The sequence below is a fragment of the Corallococcus sp. CA054B genome (genome assembly GCF_003611625.1).
Taxonomy (GTDB): domain Bacteria; phylum Myxococcota; class Myxococcia; order Myxococcales; family Myxococcaceae; genus Corallococcus; species Corallococcus coralloides.
The window spans coordinates 1-15,343 of the sequence record NZ_RAVY01000025.1 but is presented as its reverse complement, the minus strand read 5'-3'; the positions used below and the strand labels follow the sequence as shown (position 1 = coordinate 15,343).

The 15,343-nt window shown below is 68.5% G+C and carries 14 protein-coding genes; all 14 read right to left on the bottom strand.

Annotated elements, in window-relative coordinates; all coding sequences use genetic code 11:
* Nucleotides 1–7: 7 nt before the first annotated feature.
* On the bottom strand, nucleotides 8–1,654 hold the full coding sequence (locus D7V80_RS09130) for a type VI secretion system baseplate subunit TssF (protein WP_120587786.1): 1,647 nt from the start codon (nucleotides 1,652–1,654) through the stop codon (nucleotides 8–10).
* Nucleotides 1,655–1,706: 52 nt separating this feature from the next.
* Nucleotides 1,707–2,333 carry a hypothetical protein gene (locus tag D7V80_RS09125; RefSeq protein WP_014396958.1) on the bottom strand — a complete coding sequence of 209 codons (627 nt, stop codon included), beginning with the start codon at nucleotides 2,331–2,333 and terminating at the stop codon, nucleotides 1,707–1,709.
* A 13-nt stretch (nucleotides 2,334–2,346) separates the two neighbouring features.
* Nucleotides 2,347–4,035 (bottom strand): hypothetical protein, encoded by a 1,689-nt coding sequence (locus tag D7V80_RS09120; protein WP_120587785.1) that lies wholly within the window; start codon nucleotides 4,033–4,035, stop codon nucleotides 2,347–2,349.
* Nucleotides 4,035–4,424, bottom strand: coding sequence for a GPW/gp25 family protein (locus tag D7V80_RS09115; RefSeq protein ID WP_120587784.1), 390 nt, complete (start codon nucleotides 4,422–4,424; stop codon nucleotides 4,035–4,037). Before D7V80_RS09115 ends, D7V80_RS09120 begins: the two co-directional genes overlap by 1 nt.
* 5 nt (nucleotides 4,425–4,429) lie before the next feature.
* On the bottom strand, nucleotides 4,430–5,680 hold the full coding sequence (gene tssK, locus D7V80_RS09110; protein WP_120587783.1) for a type VI secretion system baseplate subunit TssK: 1,251 nt from the start codon (nucleotides 5,678–5,680) through the stop codon (nucleotides 4,430–4,432).
* Nucleotides 5,681–5,768: 88 nt separating this feature from the next.
* Nucleotides 5,769–6,353: a hypothetical protein gene (locus D7V80_RS09105; protein ID WP_014396954.1), complete on the bottom strand. Its 585-nt coding sequence runs from the start codon at nucleotides 6,351–6,353 to the stop codon at nucleotides 5,769–5,771.
* 55 nt (nucleotides 6,354–6,408) lie between these two features.
* Nucleotides 6,409–7,896, bottom strand: a complete 1,488-nt coding sequence (tssC, locus tag D7V80_RS09100) for a type VI secretion system contractile sheath large subunit (protein WP_120587782.1) — start codon at nucleotides 7,894–7,896, stop codon at nucleotides 6,409–6,411.
* A gap of 40 nt (nucleotides 7,897–7,936) precedes the next feature.
* Nucleotides 7,937–8,560, bottom strand: coding sequence for a type VI secretion system contractile sheath small subunit (gene tssB / locus D7V80_RS09095; RefSeq protein ID WP_120587781.1), 624 nt, complete (start codon nucleotides 8,558–8,560; stop codon nucleotides 7,937–7,939).
* A 136-nt stretch (nucleotides 8,561–8,696) separates the two neighbouring features.
* Nucleotides 8,697–9,593, bottom strand: coding sequence for a hypothetical protein (locus tag D7V80_RS09090; protein ID WP_120587780.1), 897 nt, complete (start codon nucleotides 9,591–9,593; stop codon nucleotides 8,697–8,699).
* 5 nt (nucleotides 9,594–9,598) lie between these two features.
* Nucleotides 9,599–10,678 (bottom strand): type VI secretion system protein IglI family protein, encoded by a 1,080-nt coding sequence (locus tag D7V80_RS09085; RefSeq protein WP_120587779.1) that lies wholly within the window; start codon nucleotides 10,676–10,678, stop codon nucleotides 9,599–9,601.
* On the bottom strand, nucleotides 10,671–11,057 hold the full coding sequence (locus tag D7V80_RS09080) for a DUF4280 domain-containing protein (protein ID WP_120587820.1): 387 nt from the start codon (nucleotides 11,055–11,057) through the stop codon (nucleotides 10,671–10,673). The genes D7V80_RS09085 and D7V80_RS09080 overlap by 8 nt, the downstream gene beginning before the upstream one ends.
* Before the next feature lie 13 nt (nucleotides 11,058–11,070).
* The gene (locus D7V80_RS09075) at nucleotides 11,071–12,786 is read right to left on the bottom strand and encodes a long-chain fatty acid--CoA ligase (protein WP_120587778.1); all 1,716 of its coding nucleotides are present in this window, start codon (nucleotides 12,784–12,786) and stop codon (nucleotides 11,071–11,073) included.
* A 6-nt stretch (nucleotides 12,787–12,792) separates the two neighbouring features.
* Nucleotides 12,793–13,710: a hypothetical protein gene (locus D7V80_RS09070; RefSeq protein WP_120587777.1), complete on the bottom strand. Its 918-nt coding sequence runs from the start codon at nucleotides 13,708–13,710 to the stop codon at nucleotides 12,793–12,795.
* A 177-nt stretch (nucleotides 13,711–13,887) separates the two neighbouring features.
* A partial coding sequence (locus D7V80_RS09065; RefSeq protein WP_233585223.1) for a cyclic nucleotide-binding domain-containing protein occupies nucleotides 13,888–15,343 on the bottom strand: 1,456 nt, incomplete at its 5' end.

Here is a 15,343-nt window from a genome sequence, read left to right as displayed (position 1 = left end):
TGTTTGACTATGTTGGAAGCTGTAGCGGCCCCAGACCCGCCACTGATGCCTTGAGATCAACAGTCGCCTCGTTGTTCCAAGCATCAAGCAGGTCCCTCAACTGCTCAAGAAAGCAGATGACGACAGGCTCGAAGCTCTGGTCGAAGGGCTCCATCACGGCTTCGTAGGCGTGGCGGATCCCCGAACCCTTGAGGGCGCTATCGGGCACCACACTGAACTTCAACTCCTTGAGCCATGGAAGGACGCGGCGGAACGGGCTCTCCGCGGGGGTCCCCAGGTGACCCAACAGGGCGACCACCTCGTCGCGGCCCAGCGTGGGCTTGGCCTTCCACGCGAGGAATTGGGTCAACGCCTCGACATCATCCCGTAGCACGCTGTCGCGGTGGGGCTGGAGGCTGCCCACTGTCTGCCATTTCAGGCCCTCGATGTGACGGCCCGGCACGGACACCTCCACCCTGCCCGCCGCCTGCGCGGAGAACTGCGGCTGGTGCCACAGCGCCTCCAACACGATCTTTCGCGGCGCGGTGAAGGCCTCCGGCATGCGCACGATGAGGCTCTGCCGGGAGGCGAGCTTCTCGTCGAAGGTCTCGTCCACCTCGTAGCTGGGGCCCTTGCCGGGCAGGAAGGCGGGCCGCAGCGGGGCCAGGCCCGCCTTGGTCATCTCGAAGACGCCCGTCACCGAGTGCAGGGTGAACTCGCGCCCCGCGCTCATGCTGATGATGGGGTGCTCCGCGCGCGTGCCGTCCGCCACCACCACCTGGGCGGGCTCCGCCTTGAGGTTCACCACCGGCACGGTGAAGAGCTGGAAGAAGTCCGGGTGCAGCGAGCGGCCGATGTTCCAGTCCTTGTCCAGGTCCAGGCAGATGCAGAAGCGCATCCAGGAGCTGCCACGCGGCGGCGGCACCTTCACGTGCACGAAGAGCTGCTGCTCCGGGAACTGGAAGAACGCGCGCAGCCGCTGGAACGGGTGCGCGTAGAGGCCGCTGTCGTCCGGCGCGGGCGGGTCCCGGTTGAAGGACACCTCGCAGGGGCTGCCCACGGAGTGCTCATCCGCCTCTTCGTCGTAGACGACGCTCACCTGCTTCACGTGCTTGCGCAGCGCATGGAACACCGCCAGCGACGAGCGGTAGTCGTCCAGGTGCCGCACGTGCAGGCTGAGCACGTCGATGGGGTCCTTGCGCGCGAAGCGGGACTCGAAGCGCAGGATGAGCCGGTGGCCGCTGCGCACCTGCGGCACCACGTCCGTGCCCTTGAGGAAGATGGGCAGCACGCGCAGGTCGCGCTGGAGCCGGAAGGAGCCGGACACCCCTTCCGCGGGCGTCAGGCGCAGCTCCGTGCCCCGGGTGAGGAGCACCGGCTCCACCATCTTCTCCGTGGGCACGGCCTGCGCCATGGCGGCGGCGGGCACGGGCTCCAGGAGGAAGTCGAAGAAGCCCGCGAACAGCCGGCGCCAGGTGGAGCGCAGGTTGTGCAGCGTGGCGTGCCGCGTCTGCACGGAGAAGAACGCCATCGCCTCGATGAGGCGGCGCACGTCCGGGTCCTCGCGATCCAGCGGGGCCGCCGGGTGCCGCTCCTGGAAGCGCTGACGGAAGCGCTCCAGCCCGTCCAGTTCCGACAGGAAATCCAGGTAGATCTTCTCGGAGAAGTCCTTCACCGCCCGCTCTCCCGCCGTACGTCTGTCGTTGCCATGTGTCAGTCAGCCGTCTTCAGCCCAGCTTCACCAGGGTGCCGCCCACGCTGGTGATGGAGCCCTTCAGGTTCGCCATGCCGGAGCTCTCCAGGTCGAGCTTGCCGGTGCCGGACACCTTGGTCATCGCGCCGGACATCTCCGCCTGCGACTTGCCGGCGAGCTTCAGCGTCACGCCGTCCACCTTCGCTTCACCGCCGGACGTCACCATCTCCGCGCCCATGTTGCCCTTCATGGCCAGCTTGGACGTGGCCTCGATGTTCACGTTCGCGCTGGAGGACAGCTTCGCGTCGCTGGTGGCCGTCTGCGTGAGCTTGGCGCTCGTCTTGAGCGTCATGTCCTTGGTGCTCTCCACCGTGAGCGTGTCCTGGCTGGTCCACTTGGAGACGCCCTTGGACTTCATGGTGATGGTGTCCGTATCGAAGGTCAGGTCCTTCACCGTCACCACGATGCTGTCCTGCTTCTGCACGATGGTGCTCGTCTCCTGCTGGCCCTTCACCGTGATGGTGATGCTGGTGCCGTCCATCACGATGGTCTGGGTGATCTGATCATCCCCGTTGTCGACCTGGACGGTGATGCCCCCCTTCTTGTCCAGTTCGATCTTGCAGACCAGCGTGCCTGCCGCTCCCGGTCCTGAAGCTCCCATCGTCCCTCCCGCCTCAGGCGGACTCTTCCTTCACCAGGATGAGCAGGTTGCCTTCCTTGAGCTCGACCTTCTCCGTGTCGCTCTCGTTCGTGCGCTGCAGGCGCCACAGCGGCTTGTTGTCCTCGTAGAAGTGCCTCATGGACGTGCCGCTCGTCGTGGTCTTGCCGACGAGCAGGTGCACGCCTTGCCCGTCCGAGGGCAAGCGCGCACCCGCCCGCCAGTCCAGGTTGCGCTTGAGCCACGCGCGCAGGAAGTCCAGCGCCACCAGCACCCGGGCGCCCTTGTAGGCCGGGAAGTAGAAGTGCCCCGGCTGGAGGTTCGCGTTGAAGGGCACCTGGACGATCTGGTTGGCGAAGAGCGGCAGCTTCACCTTGTAGCTGTCCAGCGACGTGGCCTCGTCCGTGTACGCCTGCCAGGTCTCGTCCTTCTGCTCGCCCACCTCGCTGACGACGAGCCCCTCCACGAAGCGCGGGTACACCGGCGTGTTGAAGGGCGGCAGGTCCACGTGCGCTTCCGTCTTCTTCTCCAGCCGCGTGGTGAACGAGATGAGGAAGCGGCTCTCCGGCTTCGGCCGCCGCACGGGCTCTTCTCCTCCGGGCCCGGACGCGTCCCCGCCCGCCGGGATCTCTCCCTCCTCCACGGGCAGCGGCTCCGCGCGCAGGCTCATCCGGCGCACCCGGAAGTCCTCCGTGGCCGGCACGCCCGCGGCCTTCCACCCGGCGGTGTCCGGCAGCTTCACCAGCGCGCCCGGGGCGAAGGCCACCGCCGGGAAGCGGTTCCAGTCCAGCTCCACCTCCAGGCCGCGCACCTTGAGGCGCGCCGTCTCCAGCGTCACGCGGGCCTGCACGTCATCCGCGATGTCCGTGCGCAGGAGCACGTCCTGGCGCACGCCGGTGACGGCCTGGGCGTTGGTGATGGCCTGGTTCTTGGGGCTCTCCGCGGCGGCATTCAGGATGGCCACGTCATGGCGAGCCACCTCCGGGAACACCACCGACACCCGGTCCACGTCCGCCGCGCGCAGCGTGAGGGGCGTGGGGGTGGCGTCCTTCGCCGCGCGCAGCTGGTAGCCCTGCGCCGTGTAGTCGTACGCCAGCACGCCGTTGCGCGTGTGCGCGAACCACACGACGAAGTCGTAGAAGCTGGCGCCGGACTCCGGGGCCAGGCCCAGGAAGATGAGCGGCAGCGTCTTGTCCAGCTGCGCGGCCCAGTCATTGGCCAGGGCGATCTTGTCGCCCTTGTGCGCGTCCAGCACGTTCTGCAGCGTCTTCTGCGTGTAGAGCACGCACGGGTAGTGTTGCGTCCACAAGAGCCGCGCGGGGTCCACGAAGCGCACGGTGTAGTGCCGGTAGGTGATGCCCGCGCCCTTGGCCTGGGCGACGGCCTCCTCCGTGAGCGACTTCTCCTGCACCAGCCCCTCCACCTTGAGCGACGTGAAGGTGGGCTTCGTCGCCGTGTCGGAGTGCACGGCCTTCAGCTCCAGCGCCACCTCCGCCAGGTCCGGCTTGAGGAAGTCCGCCAGCAGCTTGTCCTGCTTCTGTCCGCCGTGGCCCGTCTCGTCGAGCACGCGGAACTCCACCCTCCCCTCGTGCCCCCAGCCGTGCAGATCCAGCTCGAAGGCGAGCACGTCCGCGGAAGGGATGGCGTGCGCCGTCCCGCCAATGGTGAGCGTCAGGCCCAGGTCCAGGCGGTCGGCGAAGGCCATCAGGTGTCCTCCGCCTGCACGCGCACCCGGCCGGTGGTGGAGTGGAACATCAGCGACAGGTGGCAGGGCTGCCCGTCGAAGGTGCCCTTGCAGTCGAAGTACAGCCACAGCGCGCTGTCGCGGCCGCGCAGCTTCACTTCCGGCTCCACCAGGCGGGGCTCGTGCTGGGTGACCTCTTGCTGGATCTCCGCGGTGAGCGCCTCCACCAGCTCGCGCGTGCCCAGCTTCTCCGTGTACCCGCCCAGCCCGAAGTCGTGCATGAAGAAGCCGTAGCCCTTCTTCGTGTTGAGCACGGCTTCGATGTTGCGCATCACGTGCTCCAGGCTGTCGCGCGTGTTGGTGCGCTCCCTGCGGGTCGCGAACTTGTCCAGGAATGGTGCGCGCGCCATGGCGTCTAGCTCCTCCGCCAGAACAGCGAGGTCTGGGCGCCCCGGAGCGCGGGCGTCACGTAGAAGGCCAGGCCGTCCTCGCGCAGCGCGTGCTGCCACTCCTCGCCGTTGCTCAGGAGGTACCAGTCAATCTCCGGCCCCAGCGCGTGCGGGAACGACGGATACGGCACGTGCTTGAAGGGCACGCCCTTCAGGGCCTGGCGGCGCACCAGCGGCAGCCGCGAGGGGCTCGCCAGCTTCACGCCTTCCAGCGGCGTGCGCTCCCCGGGCTGGGTGCGCTGCACCAGCAGATAGGCCTCGCTGGCGGAGCGGATCTCCGGCGGCAGCGGCGTCATCTGGAACTGCCCTTCCTTCGCCTGGAAGGCCTTGTGCGTGGAGCGCGTGGCCTCCGGCTGGAAGCTGCGCGTGAGCAGGCGGATCCACCCGCCCAGGGCCTCGTTGAGCCCCTCGTGCTGGTACACCGGCATCTGCTCGTCCGGGAGCATCTCCAGGTAGCAGCACGCCTCGAAGTACAGCCGGCGCAAGGCGTCGAACAGGTGGTACGGGTGCACGTACACCTGACGGAACATGTCCCGGCGCAGCGCGATGAGCCGCTGCACTTCGAAGAGCGCCCGGCGCGCGTTGGTGAGCCGGTCCGTGCGCAGGTACGTGTCCGAGATGTTGGTGAGCAATTGCTGGCGCACCTGATCCAGCAGGTCATCCAGCGTGGAGAGCAGCTTCTCCAGGAAGGGGTTGGGCCCCACGAGCAAGAGCGGCGGCACCCAGTCCGGGGACGTGTGCCACGCGCCGTCCTCGTCCTGCGACACGGCGGCCAGCCCCAGGGAGCCAATGGTCCCGTCCAGCACCGGCTCCGTGGACAGCTGCAGCTTGTGCAGCACGCGCTGGAGCACCGGCGGATCATCCGCGTACAGGCGGATGCCCTCCGCGCTGACGGTCTCCTTGAGCACGTGCAGGTAGACGATGAACTCCGTCTTGCCCACGGCTTCCAGCGACAGGGGCGAGATGACGGAGTTGCCCGGGACGTCCAGCAGGTCCCCGGACTTGGTGACGACGGTGAGCGCGGAGATGGACAGGCTGCCGCTCTGCAGGAGCGACTCGTTCCAGGCCAGGTTCGCGACGCCGTAGGAAGGCAGGCCGGACAGCGTGGAGTGGAGGCGGATCTCCGCGTCCAGCGCGTCCTCCTGCGCGACGAAATGCTCCGGAAGAAGCGTCTGGCCGACGTGCCAGCGGACCCGTGCGAGCTTGTACCGCTGCATGCGACGTTCTTTCCTTCCACCCGCCTTGAAGCCAGGCCGGGAGCGAGTCCTGCTCCCGGCCCGGTTTAGCCCCGGACCGCGGCCGATGCTACTTGGCGGCCGCCTCGGTGATGCCCCACTTCTTCGCGATCTTCTTCGAAGAAGAGGTGGCCAGGTTCAGCGACTGCTCGGCCGCCTGCGGCTTGATGCCGATCTGGAACGTGAAGTTCTTGGGCGACTGCACCTCACGCGACTCGTTGTCCGCGATGGACATGTTCAGGTCGTCGCCGTTCTTCTCGAGCAGACCCTTCATCTCCGCGTCGAGGAAGTTCGACTTGAAGTACTTCTTCCCAATGGGGTCGTACTCGTAGATGACGTACTTGAAGTTGACTTCAATGTTGCTGAAGTTGCCCAGCAGCATCTCCGCGATCTTCTGCTTGTTCGCCACCGACACCTGGCCGGAGAAGTACATGGCGTCCGTCACGCCCGTCTCCCACAGGTAGTGGTTGAGCACCGCGACGACCTTGTCCGCGATGGGCGCGTCCGGGTTCTCAGGATCCTTGATGGTCTCCTGATCCGCCGCCAGCGCCTCGCCGCCAATGGTGATGGCGGTGATGTAGCCCACGGGGTTCTGCTTGTCCTTCTTGAAGTTGAAACCCTGATACACGTCCAGGTTACGCGAAAACTGGGGCATCGTTCACTCCAGGGTAAGCGGGGCAGGCTCTCACCTGCCCCAAGTGGGATGCGGCTTAACCGAGCCGCGACTCGAGCATCAGCTCCACGTTGAGGCCTTCGAACTGGATGTGCGGGAGCACGGCCAGCTTGCAGTCATACCAGCCGATCTCACCGGGGCGCGGGAACACGACCACGCTGCTCGCCTTGAACGGGAAGCGGCGCACCGTGAGGTCGTCCGGGTTGGCCACGGTCGTGACGTAGTTGGACAGCCACGAGTCCAGCTGGCGCTGGATGTAGGGCGCGTCCGCCGTGTTGCCGATGTTGTCGCGCATGATGCACTTCACGTAGTGCGCCAGCCGCGTGATGGAGAACGTGTAGGCCAGGTTGGTGACGAGCTGCGAGTTCTCCGAGTCCTTGGGGTCCTTGAACGTCTTGGCGACCTTGGCGGACTGGGTGCTGAAGAACGTCGCGTCGCTGGAGCCCTTGCGGTACACGAGCGGGATGAAGCCGGAGCGCGCGAACTCGTACTCGCGGTAGTCCGGGATGGCGATCTCCACCGGGGCCTTGATCTCCTCCTGGCCGCGCAGGGAGAAGGTGTCCACGGGCAGGCCGGAGATGAGGCCACCGCCCTTGGGGCCGCGGATGGACTGGCACCAGCCGCTGATCTCGAACGCCTTCACCATGTTGCGCGCGAGCAGGATGGCGGAGTTGCCCCAGAGGTACTTGTCGGAGTCGCCGCGCGCCGTCTCGGTGAAGTTGAGGACGTCGCAGGGGTTCTTGTCCGGGTGCCAGGGCAGGCGCAGCACGTAGCGCGGGAAGGTCAGGCCCACGTAGGCGGCCTCTTCCGTGTCGCGGAACGCGTTCCAGCGGCCGAACCGCGGGTGGGCGAGCACGCCCTCCAGGTTCTTGATGGCCTCCATCTCCTCGATGGTCTCGCAGCCGAAGAACTTGTGGTTCACGGCGGAGATGAACGGCGCGTGCGCGGCGTTGGACACCTTGGCCATGCGCTGCAGCCAGGTCAGGTCCGCGGGCGTGGAGGAGAAGTCGTACAGGCCCACGATGGCGCCAAAGGGACGGCCGCCGTACTGGTCGTACTCCTGGATGTAGACCTTGTCGAACAGCGCTCCGGCGAAGATGTTGCTGGAGTTGTTCTCGAAGTCCTCCGCCAGCTCATCCTTGGCGACGTCCAGGATGTCGATGGCGATGTTGGCCTTGAAGTTGGTGTGGTCGACCAGGTCCTCCAGGCCGCGCCACGTGGACTCCAGCTTCTGGAAGGTCTCGTTGTGGAGGATCTCGTTCATCTGCGCGTCGATCATGCGATCGATGCGGCTGATGACGTCCAGCACCTGGCCCTTGTCGAAGCGGGCGGTGTTGTCCGGGCCCTCCACGGGGGCCACGTTCTGCAAGAGCGCGGCGACGCTGGAGAGGAAGCGGCTCTCCAGGGTGACCTGCTGCTCGTCGCCCGCGGGCGCGAAGTTGGTGGTGATCATCGGCGCCGATTCCTGGGGCGGATCGAGCCGGACGCTGGTGAACAGGCGCTTCAGGTAGGTGGTCTCAGCCATGGCGGAGTCCTTTTAGAAGTCGAAGGGTTGGGAAGTCGGATCAGGAAGCGGCCGGGGGCTTGGCACCCGCGGCGACGGTGGCGGCCCCCCCGGCGGGCTTGCCAGCGGCGGCGGCGGCACCGGCGGCGGGAGCGTCCGCCTTCGCCGCCGTCTCACCGGCGGGCAGGCGCATGGTCTCGTAGCCCTTCAGCTCGTTGAGCAGCTCCTTGAGCGCCTCCGGCTTGGAGAACAGCTCGTAGAGCTCGCGGCGCAGATCCTTGCGGTTGTCGATGTTCGACTGCATCTCCACGAGGAGCGTCTTCAGGAGCAGCAGCGCCTTGAGCTTCGGCACGTGCTTGACGATCTCATCCGGGTGGAAGGACTTCATCCGGTCGATGGGGAGCGTGACGTTCAGCTCCTCTTCCACGTCCGGGTTGATGCGGTTGGCGACCTGGAAGTTGGTGGACATCTTCATGTCCTTCATCAACTCGTCCAGGTTGCGGCCGTCCACGGACCGCAGCTTGCGCGTCTCCAGATCCGTCTTGCGGTCCTCGGAGGAGCCCAGGGAGAAGTCGCCCATGACCAGGAGGCGCAACGGCAGGTTCACCGTCTCCTGCTCGCCGTTGATGGTGGTGCGGTACGTGAGGGTGATGCGGGATTTGGGAAGCTGGTCCTGAATGGCCACGGTGACTCCCTGACAATCGCAGTGCGTTTGATGCCCCCCGTACTGCCCCTACCGCTCCGGGAGTACGCCCTGCCGAGTGAACATTTACAGCCTAGGCGCGATCAGGAATTCACGTCAACCAGCCGACATGTCAGGTCTAACGGGGTTCTGATGATCGCAGTTGAGCGGTGTCCCCCGAGAACAGGAGGACCTCCTGGGTCTGTTCCGGGCCGCCTACCAACGGCTCGTAGCCCAGGTGGCTTCCGTCGATCAGCCGCGCGTAGCTGCTCTGATCACGCAGGCACAGGATGACGGCGAGCGCGAGCGGGGTCTCCGCGAGGCTCGGGAGGATGCGGGTGTTGAGGCGACGGCGGGCCTCCACGGCCCAGGGGGTGCCGGTGCCGGAGTGCGGCTCGTTGAGGAACAGCCGCACTTCCACTCCGCCCGTGGGAACGGTGGCGAAGCCGCCCACCGCGCTGCCGTCTCCGAGCGCGGCGGCGCCCAGGCGGATGCCCTTGGCTTCGATGCGCTGGCGGCGCGTCTCGCGGCGCACCACGACCTCCGCCTCCGGGAAGACCTTGGCGAACAGCCAGTGAAGGCTGCTGGGGCACGCGAGGCGAAGCAGGCGCAGCCGGTGCGCGGTGGAGTGCTCCCAGCCGGGCAGCAGGGACTCGTCGCGATCAGGAAACTGGCCCGCGAACCGGGTCCGCAGCAGCAGGTGGTCGAAGTAACCCAGGAAGTCCGCCATCGTGTCCTGCTCCAGGCGGTCCATGGCCTGGAAGAGAAAGGATGGCAGCGGCGTCTGCAGGCTGAGCAGGCCCAGGTTGACGGTGATGACCACGCGTTTGCGCGGGTGGCGGGTGAACTCAATGGCATGCACCAGGTGGGGCTGGTGCACGGTGCTGCGGTGGCTGCGGAACTCCACCTCCGCCTCGCCGTAGCCTTCCTTGGCGAGCAGGTCCAGGAGGGCCGGCACGTCGAAGCTGCGGATGCGCTCGCTGATGCGCTCCTCGACGGTGAGCTTGCGGCCCGGCTGTTCACGCTCCAGTGCCATGGGGGCTATTCGTCGTATTCCGAGCCGCCGCCGCGCGACTGGCGCGCTTGCGCGACGAGGAACGCGTCCAGGTCCACGCGGTAGAGCTGATCCATGGCGCGGAAGGACAGCGTCTCCGTGTTGTGCAGCATGGGCTCGATGGCTTCCGCGTGCTGCGCCAGGCCATTGAAGAAGCCGGAGAAGAGCTGCGGCAGGTACACGCGCGGGTCGAAGCGCTCCACGGTGGCGAGCACGTCCACGGCGATGACGCTCGCCTTGGTGTAGTCCTCACGCTCCACCAGGGCCTCAAAGGCAGACAGCTTGCGGACCAGCTGCGCGAGCGCGGGAGACATGGGCACGCTGGGCCCGGAGTCCTGCTCCTCCTGGCGGGCGGCCTTCTTCTTGCGCGCGGGGCGGACCTCCTCTTCCTCCTCCCCTTCGTCGTCCTCTTCCTCGTCGTCGTCCGGAGCGGCGGCGAGCTGGGGCTCGGGGGCCGCGGGCTTGGGCTCCTCAGGCGGGGGCAGGAAGGGCACGCTCTGGGCGTGGGAGCGCAGCGCGCCGAGCAGCGTGCGCATGGCGTCCATGCACGCGCTCTTCTGCAGGATGGCGAGGGCGGCGATGAGCGGGTCGCCCAGGGCCAGGGCCTCCTCCATGGGCTCGCGGTTGCCGGGCGCGCTCCAGTCCTGCCATCGCGCGTCCTTGAGGCGCGAATGGTGTTCCAGGTGCTTGCCCATCATCTTCAGCAGCCAGCGCAAGCCGGCGTCCGCGAAGACGAGCTTCTTCTCCACCGGGCCGAAGAAGTCCCAGTTCTCCGTCAGCGTGCGCTTGAGGGAGCGGAACAGGACGGGCAGCGCCCTCATGCCGTCCGCGAAGAAGTGGCCGAAGAGGTACGGCCCCACCAGGCGCACGTCACGCAGGCCCTGGCGCAGCAGCTCCGCGGCGGCGCGAGCCGCGTCCGAGTACTCGCTCTTGGCGACGAGTCCGGTGATGGCCTCCAGGCGCGGATCCGGGCCCTCGGACTCGTCCAGCGGCACGGGGGCGGTGGTGAACTCCACGTCGAGCAGCGTGAAGTCCACGGGCTCCAACAGCTGCGCGGGGCTACCCATCGATGGCCACCATCTGTCCGGGGGAGATGACCTGGATGATGCCGCCGTAGCTGCAGATGCACTTGGAGTTGCTCTCCAGGGCCGGCATGTTGCCGATCAGCACCTTGGGACACCCGGGCACCCAGGGGGCCGCGGTGGCGGGGATGCAGGGCATGGGGGTGAGGACGCCGAAGGCCGCCGCGGTCGCCGCCGCCACCATGGGGTTCGCCAGCGAGCTGCACATGCCGAAGGGCAGGATGTTCAGGAATGGCTTGCTGTCCATGATGTTCGCCGCGGGAGTCGTGGCCAGCACCCGGTTCACGGGCAGGACCATCAGCGACGAGGGCGCCACCCCGAAGCTGCATTGGAGCATCGCTCCCATCACGACCTGGACACCCATGTGCCGCTCCCTTTCACCGCGCTGGCGGCGGGACATCTTCGCCCGAAGCGGCGGCGCTTTCCAGCAGTCGTCCGCGCAGGGCGGTGAGGGCCTGGAACATCGGATCCCGCGCCTTGCGGTGCAGCGCGCCGGTGAAGAACTGCGAGGCGCACCACGCGTCGTCGACCGCGCCCTTCACCCGGTGGGGAAAGAGCGGAAAGAACTCGATGCGGTCGGGCAGGAAATCCCCGCCGAGCAGCATTTCGATGCGCCGGTGGATCTCCTGCTCGCCGGACGAGGGAGCAGGCGTGGCCCCCGTGAAGGCCAGGAGGATGAAGCGGGAGTGGCTGGCGAGGCCGCCGGTGGACACCGGCACCACGCTGGTGCCCGCGAGGAACGGCAGGCCTTCGAGCGCGGCGGTGACCTCCTTCGCGGAGTAGGTGCGGCCGTCGCGCCGGAAGCCCATCACGCCCGCGTAGTGGTAGCGCTGGCGGATCCGCGCGAGCAGGACGTGGCCCGGCGGGTATTCCTTGTCCGGCAGGAGCGTGAAGACGCCCACGTCCGTGGGAGCGCCCTGCCCGCTCGCGTTCGGATCCTTCAGCGTCCACGCGCGGCCCGGGGCCGGGAGGACGTCCGTGTGCACGTCCGCGTGCGCCTCCGCCACGCCGCGCGACGACACCAGCACCGCGCCGCCAACGGACGCGTCGATGAGGACGTTGGAGGATGGCACGGCCTGGAGGCCGCACTGCTTCACCCACGCGCGCCACGCCTGGGCGTCGAAGGGCTCCTCCGGATTGCGGAACCAGTGCTGCACGTTGCGCAGGTTGGCGCGGTGACGCAGGAGCAGGTCGCGCAGCTTCGGCGTGACGCCCAGGGCGCGCAGCGGGTGCTCCAGGAGCGGGGCCGGGTTGAGCGCCAGGTCCGCCATCTCCAGGTGCAGGTAGGTGGCGCCGCGCAGGAGCGTGGTGAAGAGGAGCGCCGGCAGGTGCTGGAGCACCGGGAAGTCCGGCGCCGCGAGCATGTCCCCCGGCGACAGGCCGAAGGTGAGCATCCCGTCGCCGATGGCGCCCTTCCACGCGTTCTCCGCGGTGAGGGGCACGGGCGTGTGCGGCGGATCCACCAGCGGCGAGAAGAGCAGCCCCACCACGTCCGACGGCTTGTACGTGTGGGACGTGAAGCCCGGCGCTCCCCTCCCCTGGCTCTTGAGCAGCAATGGCTCGTGGCCCTTGAGGAGCGGGAGCTGGTGGGGTTCCGCGGCGATGAAGTCCGGCGTCAGGGCTTCCAGCCGCGTGGCCATGGCGCGCGGGCCCATGGGCGGCAGGAGCGTGAAGCAGCCTCCCAGCTTCAGCGTGGCCAGGAGCGACACGAGCAGCTCCTGCCCCACGCCGTGCACCAGGCAGACCTTCATGCCCGGCTCCACGCCCTGATCCGCCCACTCGCTGGCGCGGCGCGAGGCCAGGTCATGCAGCGTGCGGTAGCCCAGGGCCTGCCAGCCCTGGATGCGCTGGTGCGTGCGGAACGCGGGGCGCTCCAGCGCGACGTGGCGCACGATGAGATCATGGAAGAAGTCGTACTGCTGGCCCGGGCGGCTCTTGGGCGGCGGGACGCCCCGGCCCGCGTGGGCCTCCGCGAGCGCCACGGCGAACCCTTCCGGATCCTCCCAGCTCTCCTGCCACCACTTGGGGGCTCCGGACTCCGGGGCGAAGCCGGCTTCCAGCTGCCGGAGGATGTCCTTCACGTCGAAAGGCATGGGTGTCTAGCGGGAGGGAAAGTCGAAGCCGACCTTCACCATGAAGCGGACCTTGGAGCGCACGTTGCTGTCCGGGGCGTAGTCGATGGGGGTCGCCCCGCGCTTCGCTGGCGACTGCTGCTGCTTCGCGCGTTCGATGGACGTGGGCTCGACGGCGCGCACCAGCGGGTGGCGGGCCAAAAGCGGCGGCACGTGCATGTCCACGTCCCGGCCGAAGAGCCACGCGCCACAGCGCCAGAGGACATCGTGGCGCCGGGTGAGCAGCGTCCAGAAGCGGTCCCGCGTCTCCGTGGCTTCGAAGAGCAGCGGTGAGTTTCCATCGTCGCGGGCCTCGCCGGGGGCCGCGAGCAGGGATCGCAGCTGCTGCGCCACGCGCTCCACTTCGTTCACGTCCTCGGGGGTGACGGGAGAGCGGCCGGCGAGCTTCTCCTCGTGCCTGCGGAACAGCGCCACCAGTCCCAGGCAGTCCCCCACCACGTCGCGGTGACCCTCTCCGTGGGCGGCCGTCACGTCCGCGGCGGTGAGGAAGGAGGCTTCCGCGAGCGCCTCCGCGGTCTTGAGCAGCTTGCGGCGCAGCTGCTGGGCGCGGTCGAAGAGGGTTCCAAAGGAACTGGCCCGCATGTCGCGCTGGACGCGCAACGCGGCCCAGGCCAGGCCCTGGGCGAGCAGCGGCAGTTCGCGCAGTTCCTCCACATTCACGCCCGGGAGCGCGGCGACCTCCGCCTCACGGGCGAGGACGCTCTCCACCCCGCGCTTCGTGTTGTGGAAGGCGAGAGCGATGTTCGAGCGGCACTCCTCCACGGCGCCTTCGAGGGCACGCGCGGGGGCGAGGAACACGTCATAGCCGGGCTCGGAGCCAAGGGCTTCCAGCTCGGCGATGTCGTCGGGCCCCAGTCCCGCTGTCGCGTGCAGGCCTCCAGCCATGCCGGGCAGGATAGCGGGCGCTTCCGGGCGTCACAACCTGTTGCCTGCCCCGCGTCGTGGCGGGCCTGCTGGGTCGTCCGGCGTGAGGCCGACCAGTGGGGCCGCACAGCCCGCCGCCCCGGTGCTTCGGGTGACTCGCGAGGTGAGGCGCGGGCCCGGGGACCCGCGAGGGCGTCATCAGACGAGGATCAAGTCTTCATCGTCGTCGTCGTGCGCGGTCCCTCCCTGGCTGTCCAGCACGTGCTGCGTGCGGCGCAGGCGTTCGTCGCTCAGGTCCGAGACGAGCATCAGGACCTGCGGGTGGCTGGAGATGAGCGAGTCGAAGTCCTCGCGCGGCAGGCGCAGCAGCGTGGTGTGGCGCGTGGCCTCCACGGTGGCGGTGGCCGGGGTCTTCCGCAGGAGGGAGATCTCCCCGAACAGGTCCCCTTCCTTCAGGCTCGTCAGCCGCTGCCCGCTCTTGTGGACCTCCACCTCTCCGGAGAGGACGACGTAGAGGCCGTCCGTGGCGTCGCCTTCGCGGATGATGACGTCACCGCGCTCCACGTCGCGCGCCCGGAAGCGCTCCACCAGGTTGCGGCGATCCTTGCGGTTGAAGGGGCGGAACAGCGCGGAGCTGTTCATCACGTTCGCGAGGAGCCGCTCGCGGCAGAACTTCTTGAGGGCCTTCGCCACGGGCGGATGGCTGCGCGAGAGCGTGGCGAGCACGGCGGCGGAGATTTCGAGCACCTGCGTGTCGTCGGACACGGACTCCACGGAGGCGGCGCGCGGGGCTCCGGACAGGAGCGCCATCTCGCCGAAGAAGGCGCCGACCTCCAGCGTGGCCAGGTCCTGGCGGCGGCCGTCCTCCTCTCGGAAGACGCGCACGCTGCCTTCGCAGATGACGTAGAAGGCGTCGCCGTGCGTGCCCTGCGCGAGGATGCGCTCACCGGGGCCGAAGCGCCGCAGCGGGCAGCGTTCGAAGAGCTGGATGAACGCGTCGCGCGGCAGGTCGGAGAAGAGCGGGATGGACGGCAGCGCGTCCCAGGTGCCGGGCCCGGCCTCTTCGGTCAGCTCGTAGACGGGCTCCTCTTCCGGCGCGTGTTCGGCCAGTCCTCGCTGGGCCGCGAACTCCACGGCGTGCAGCAGCGAGTCTGCTTCGATCTCCAGCTCCGTGAAGCTGGAGACGCGCAGGGACGCGCGCCAGGGTTCCGGGGCTCCGGCGGTGGTGGGCACCACGGAGGCTCCGGCGGCGACCGTGGCCGTGGGCCTGGAGGGCGTGTCGACGCGGCGGGGGCGCAGGCCCGGGGGCGCGGCTTGAGCAGGAGGCCTCGGCTCGGTGGGGGCCGGCGCGGTGTCGGGGCCCGTGATGGGCGGCGCGAGCGCCTGCCAGCGTCCGCTGGGCGTCCGGAGCTGGGGAAGCTCGGGCATGGGAGATGGGGACGGCGGTGCGACTCGGACGGACTGGCCCGTCGGTGCGGGTGGCGGCGTGGCGGCCTCGGTCACCGTGGGGGCCTTGGGCTCGTCCTGCGTGGGTTCGAGCTCGACCTCGACGGAGAGGACCACCTCGGTGTCGTCCGCGACGGGCGCGGGCGCATCCGACTGGTCCACCGGTGCTCCGCTGGCCTCCAGCGGCTCCGGGGGCGTGGGCCTGGGA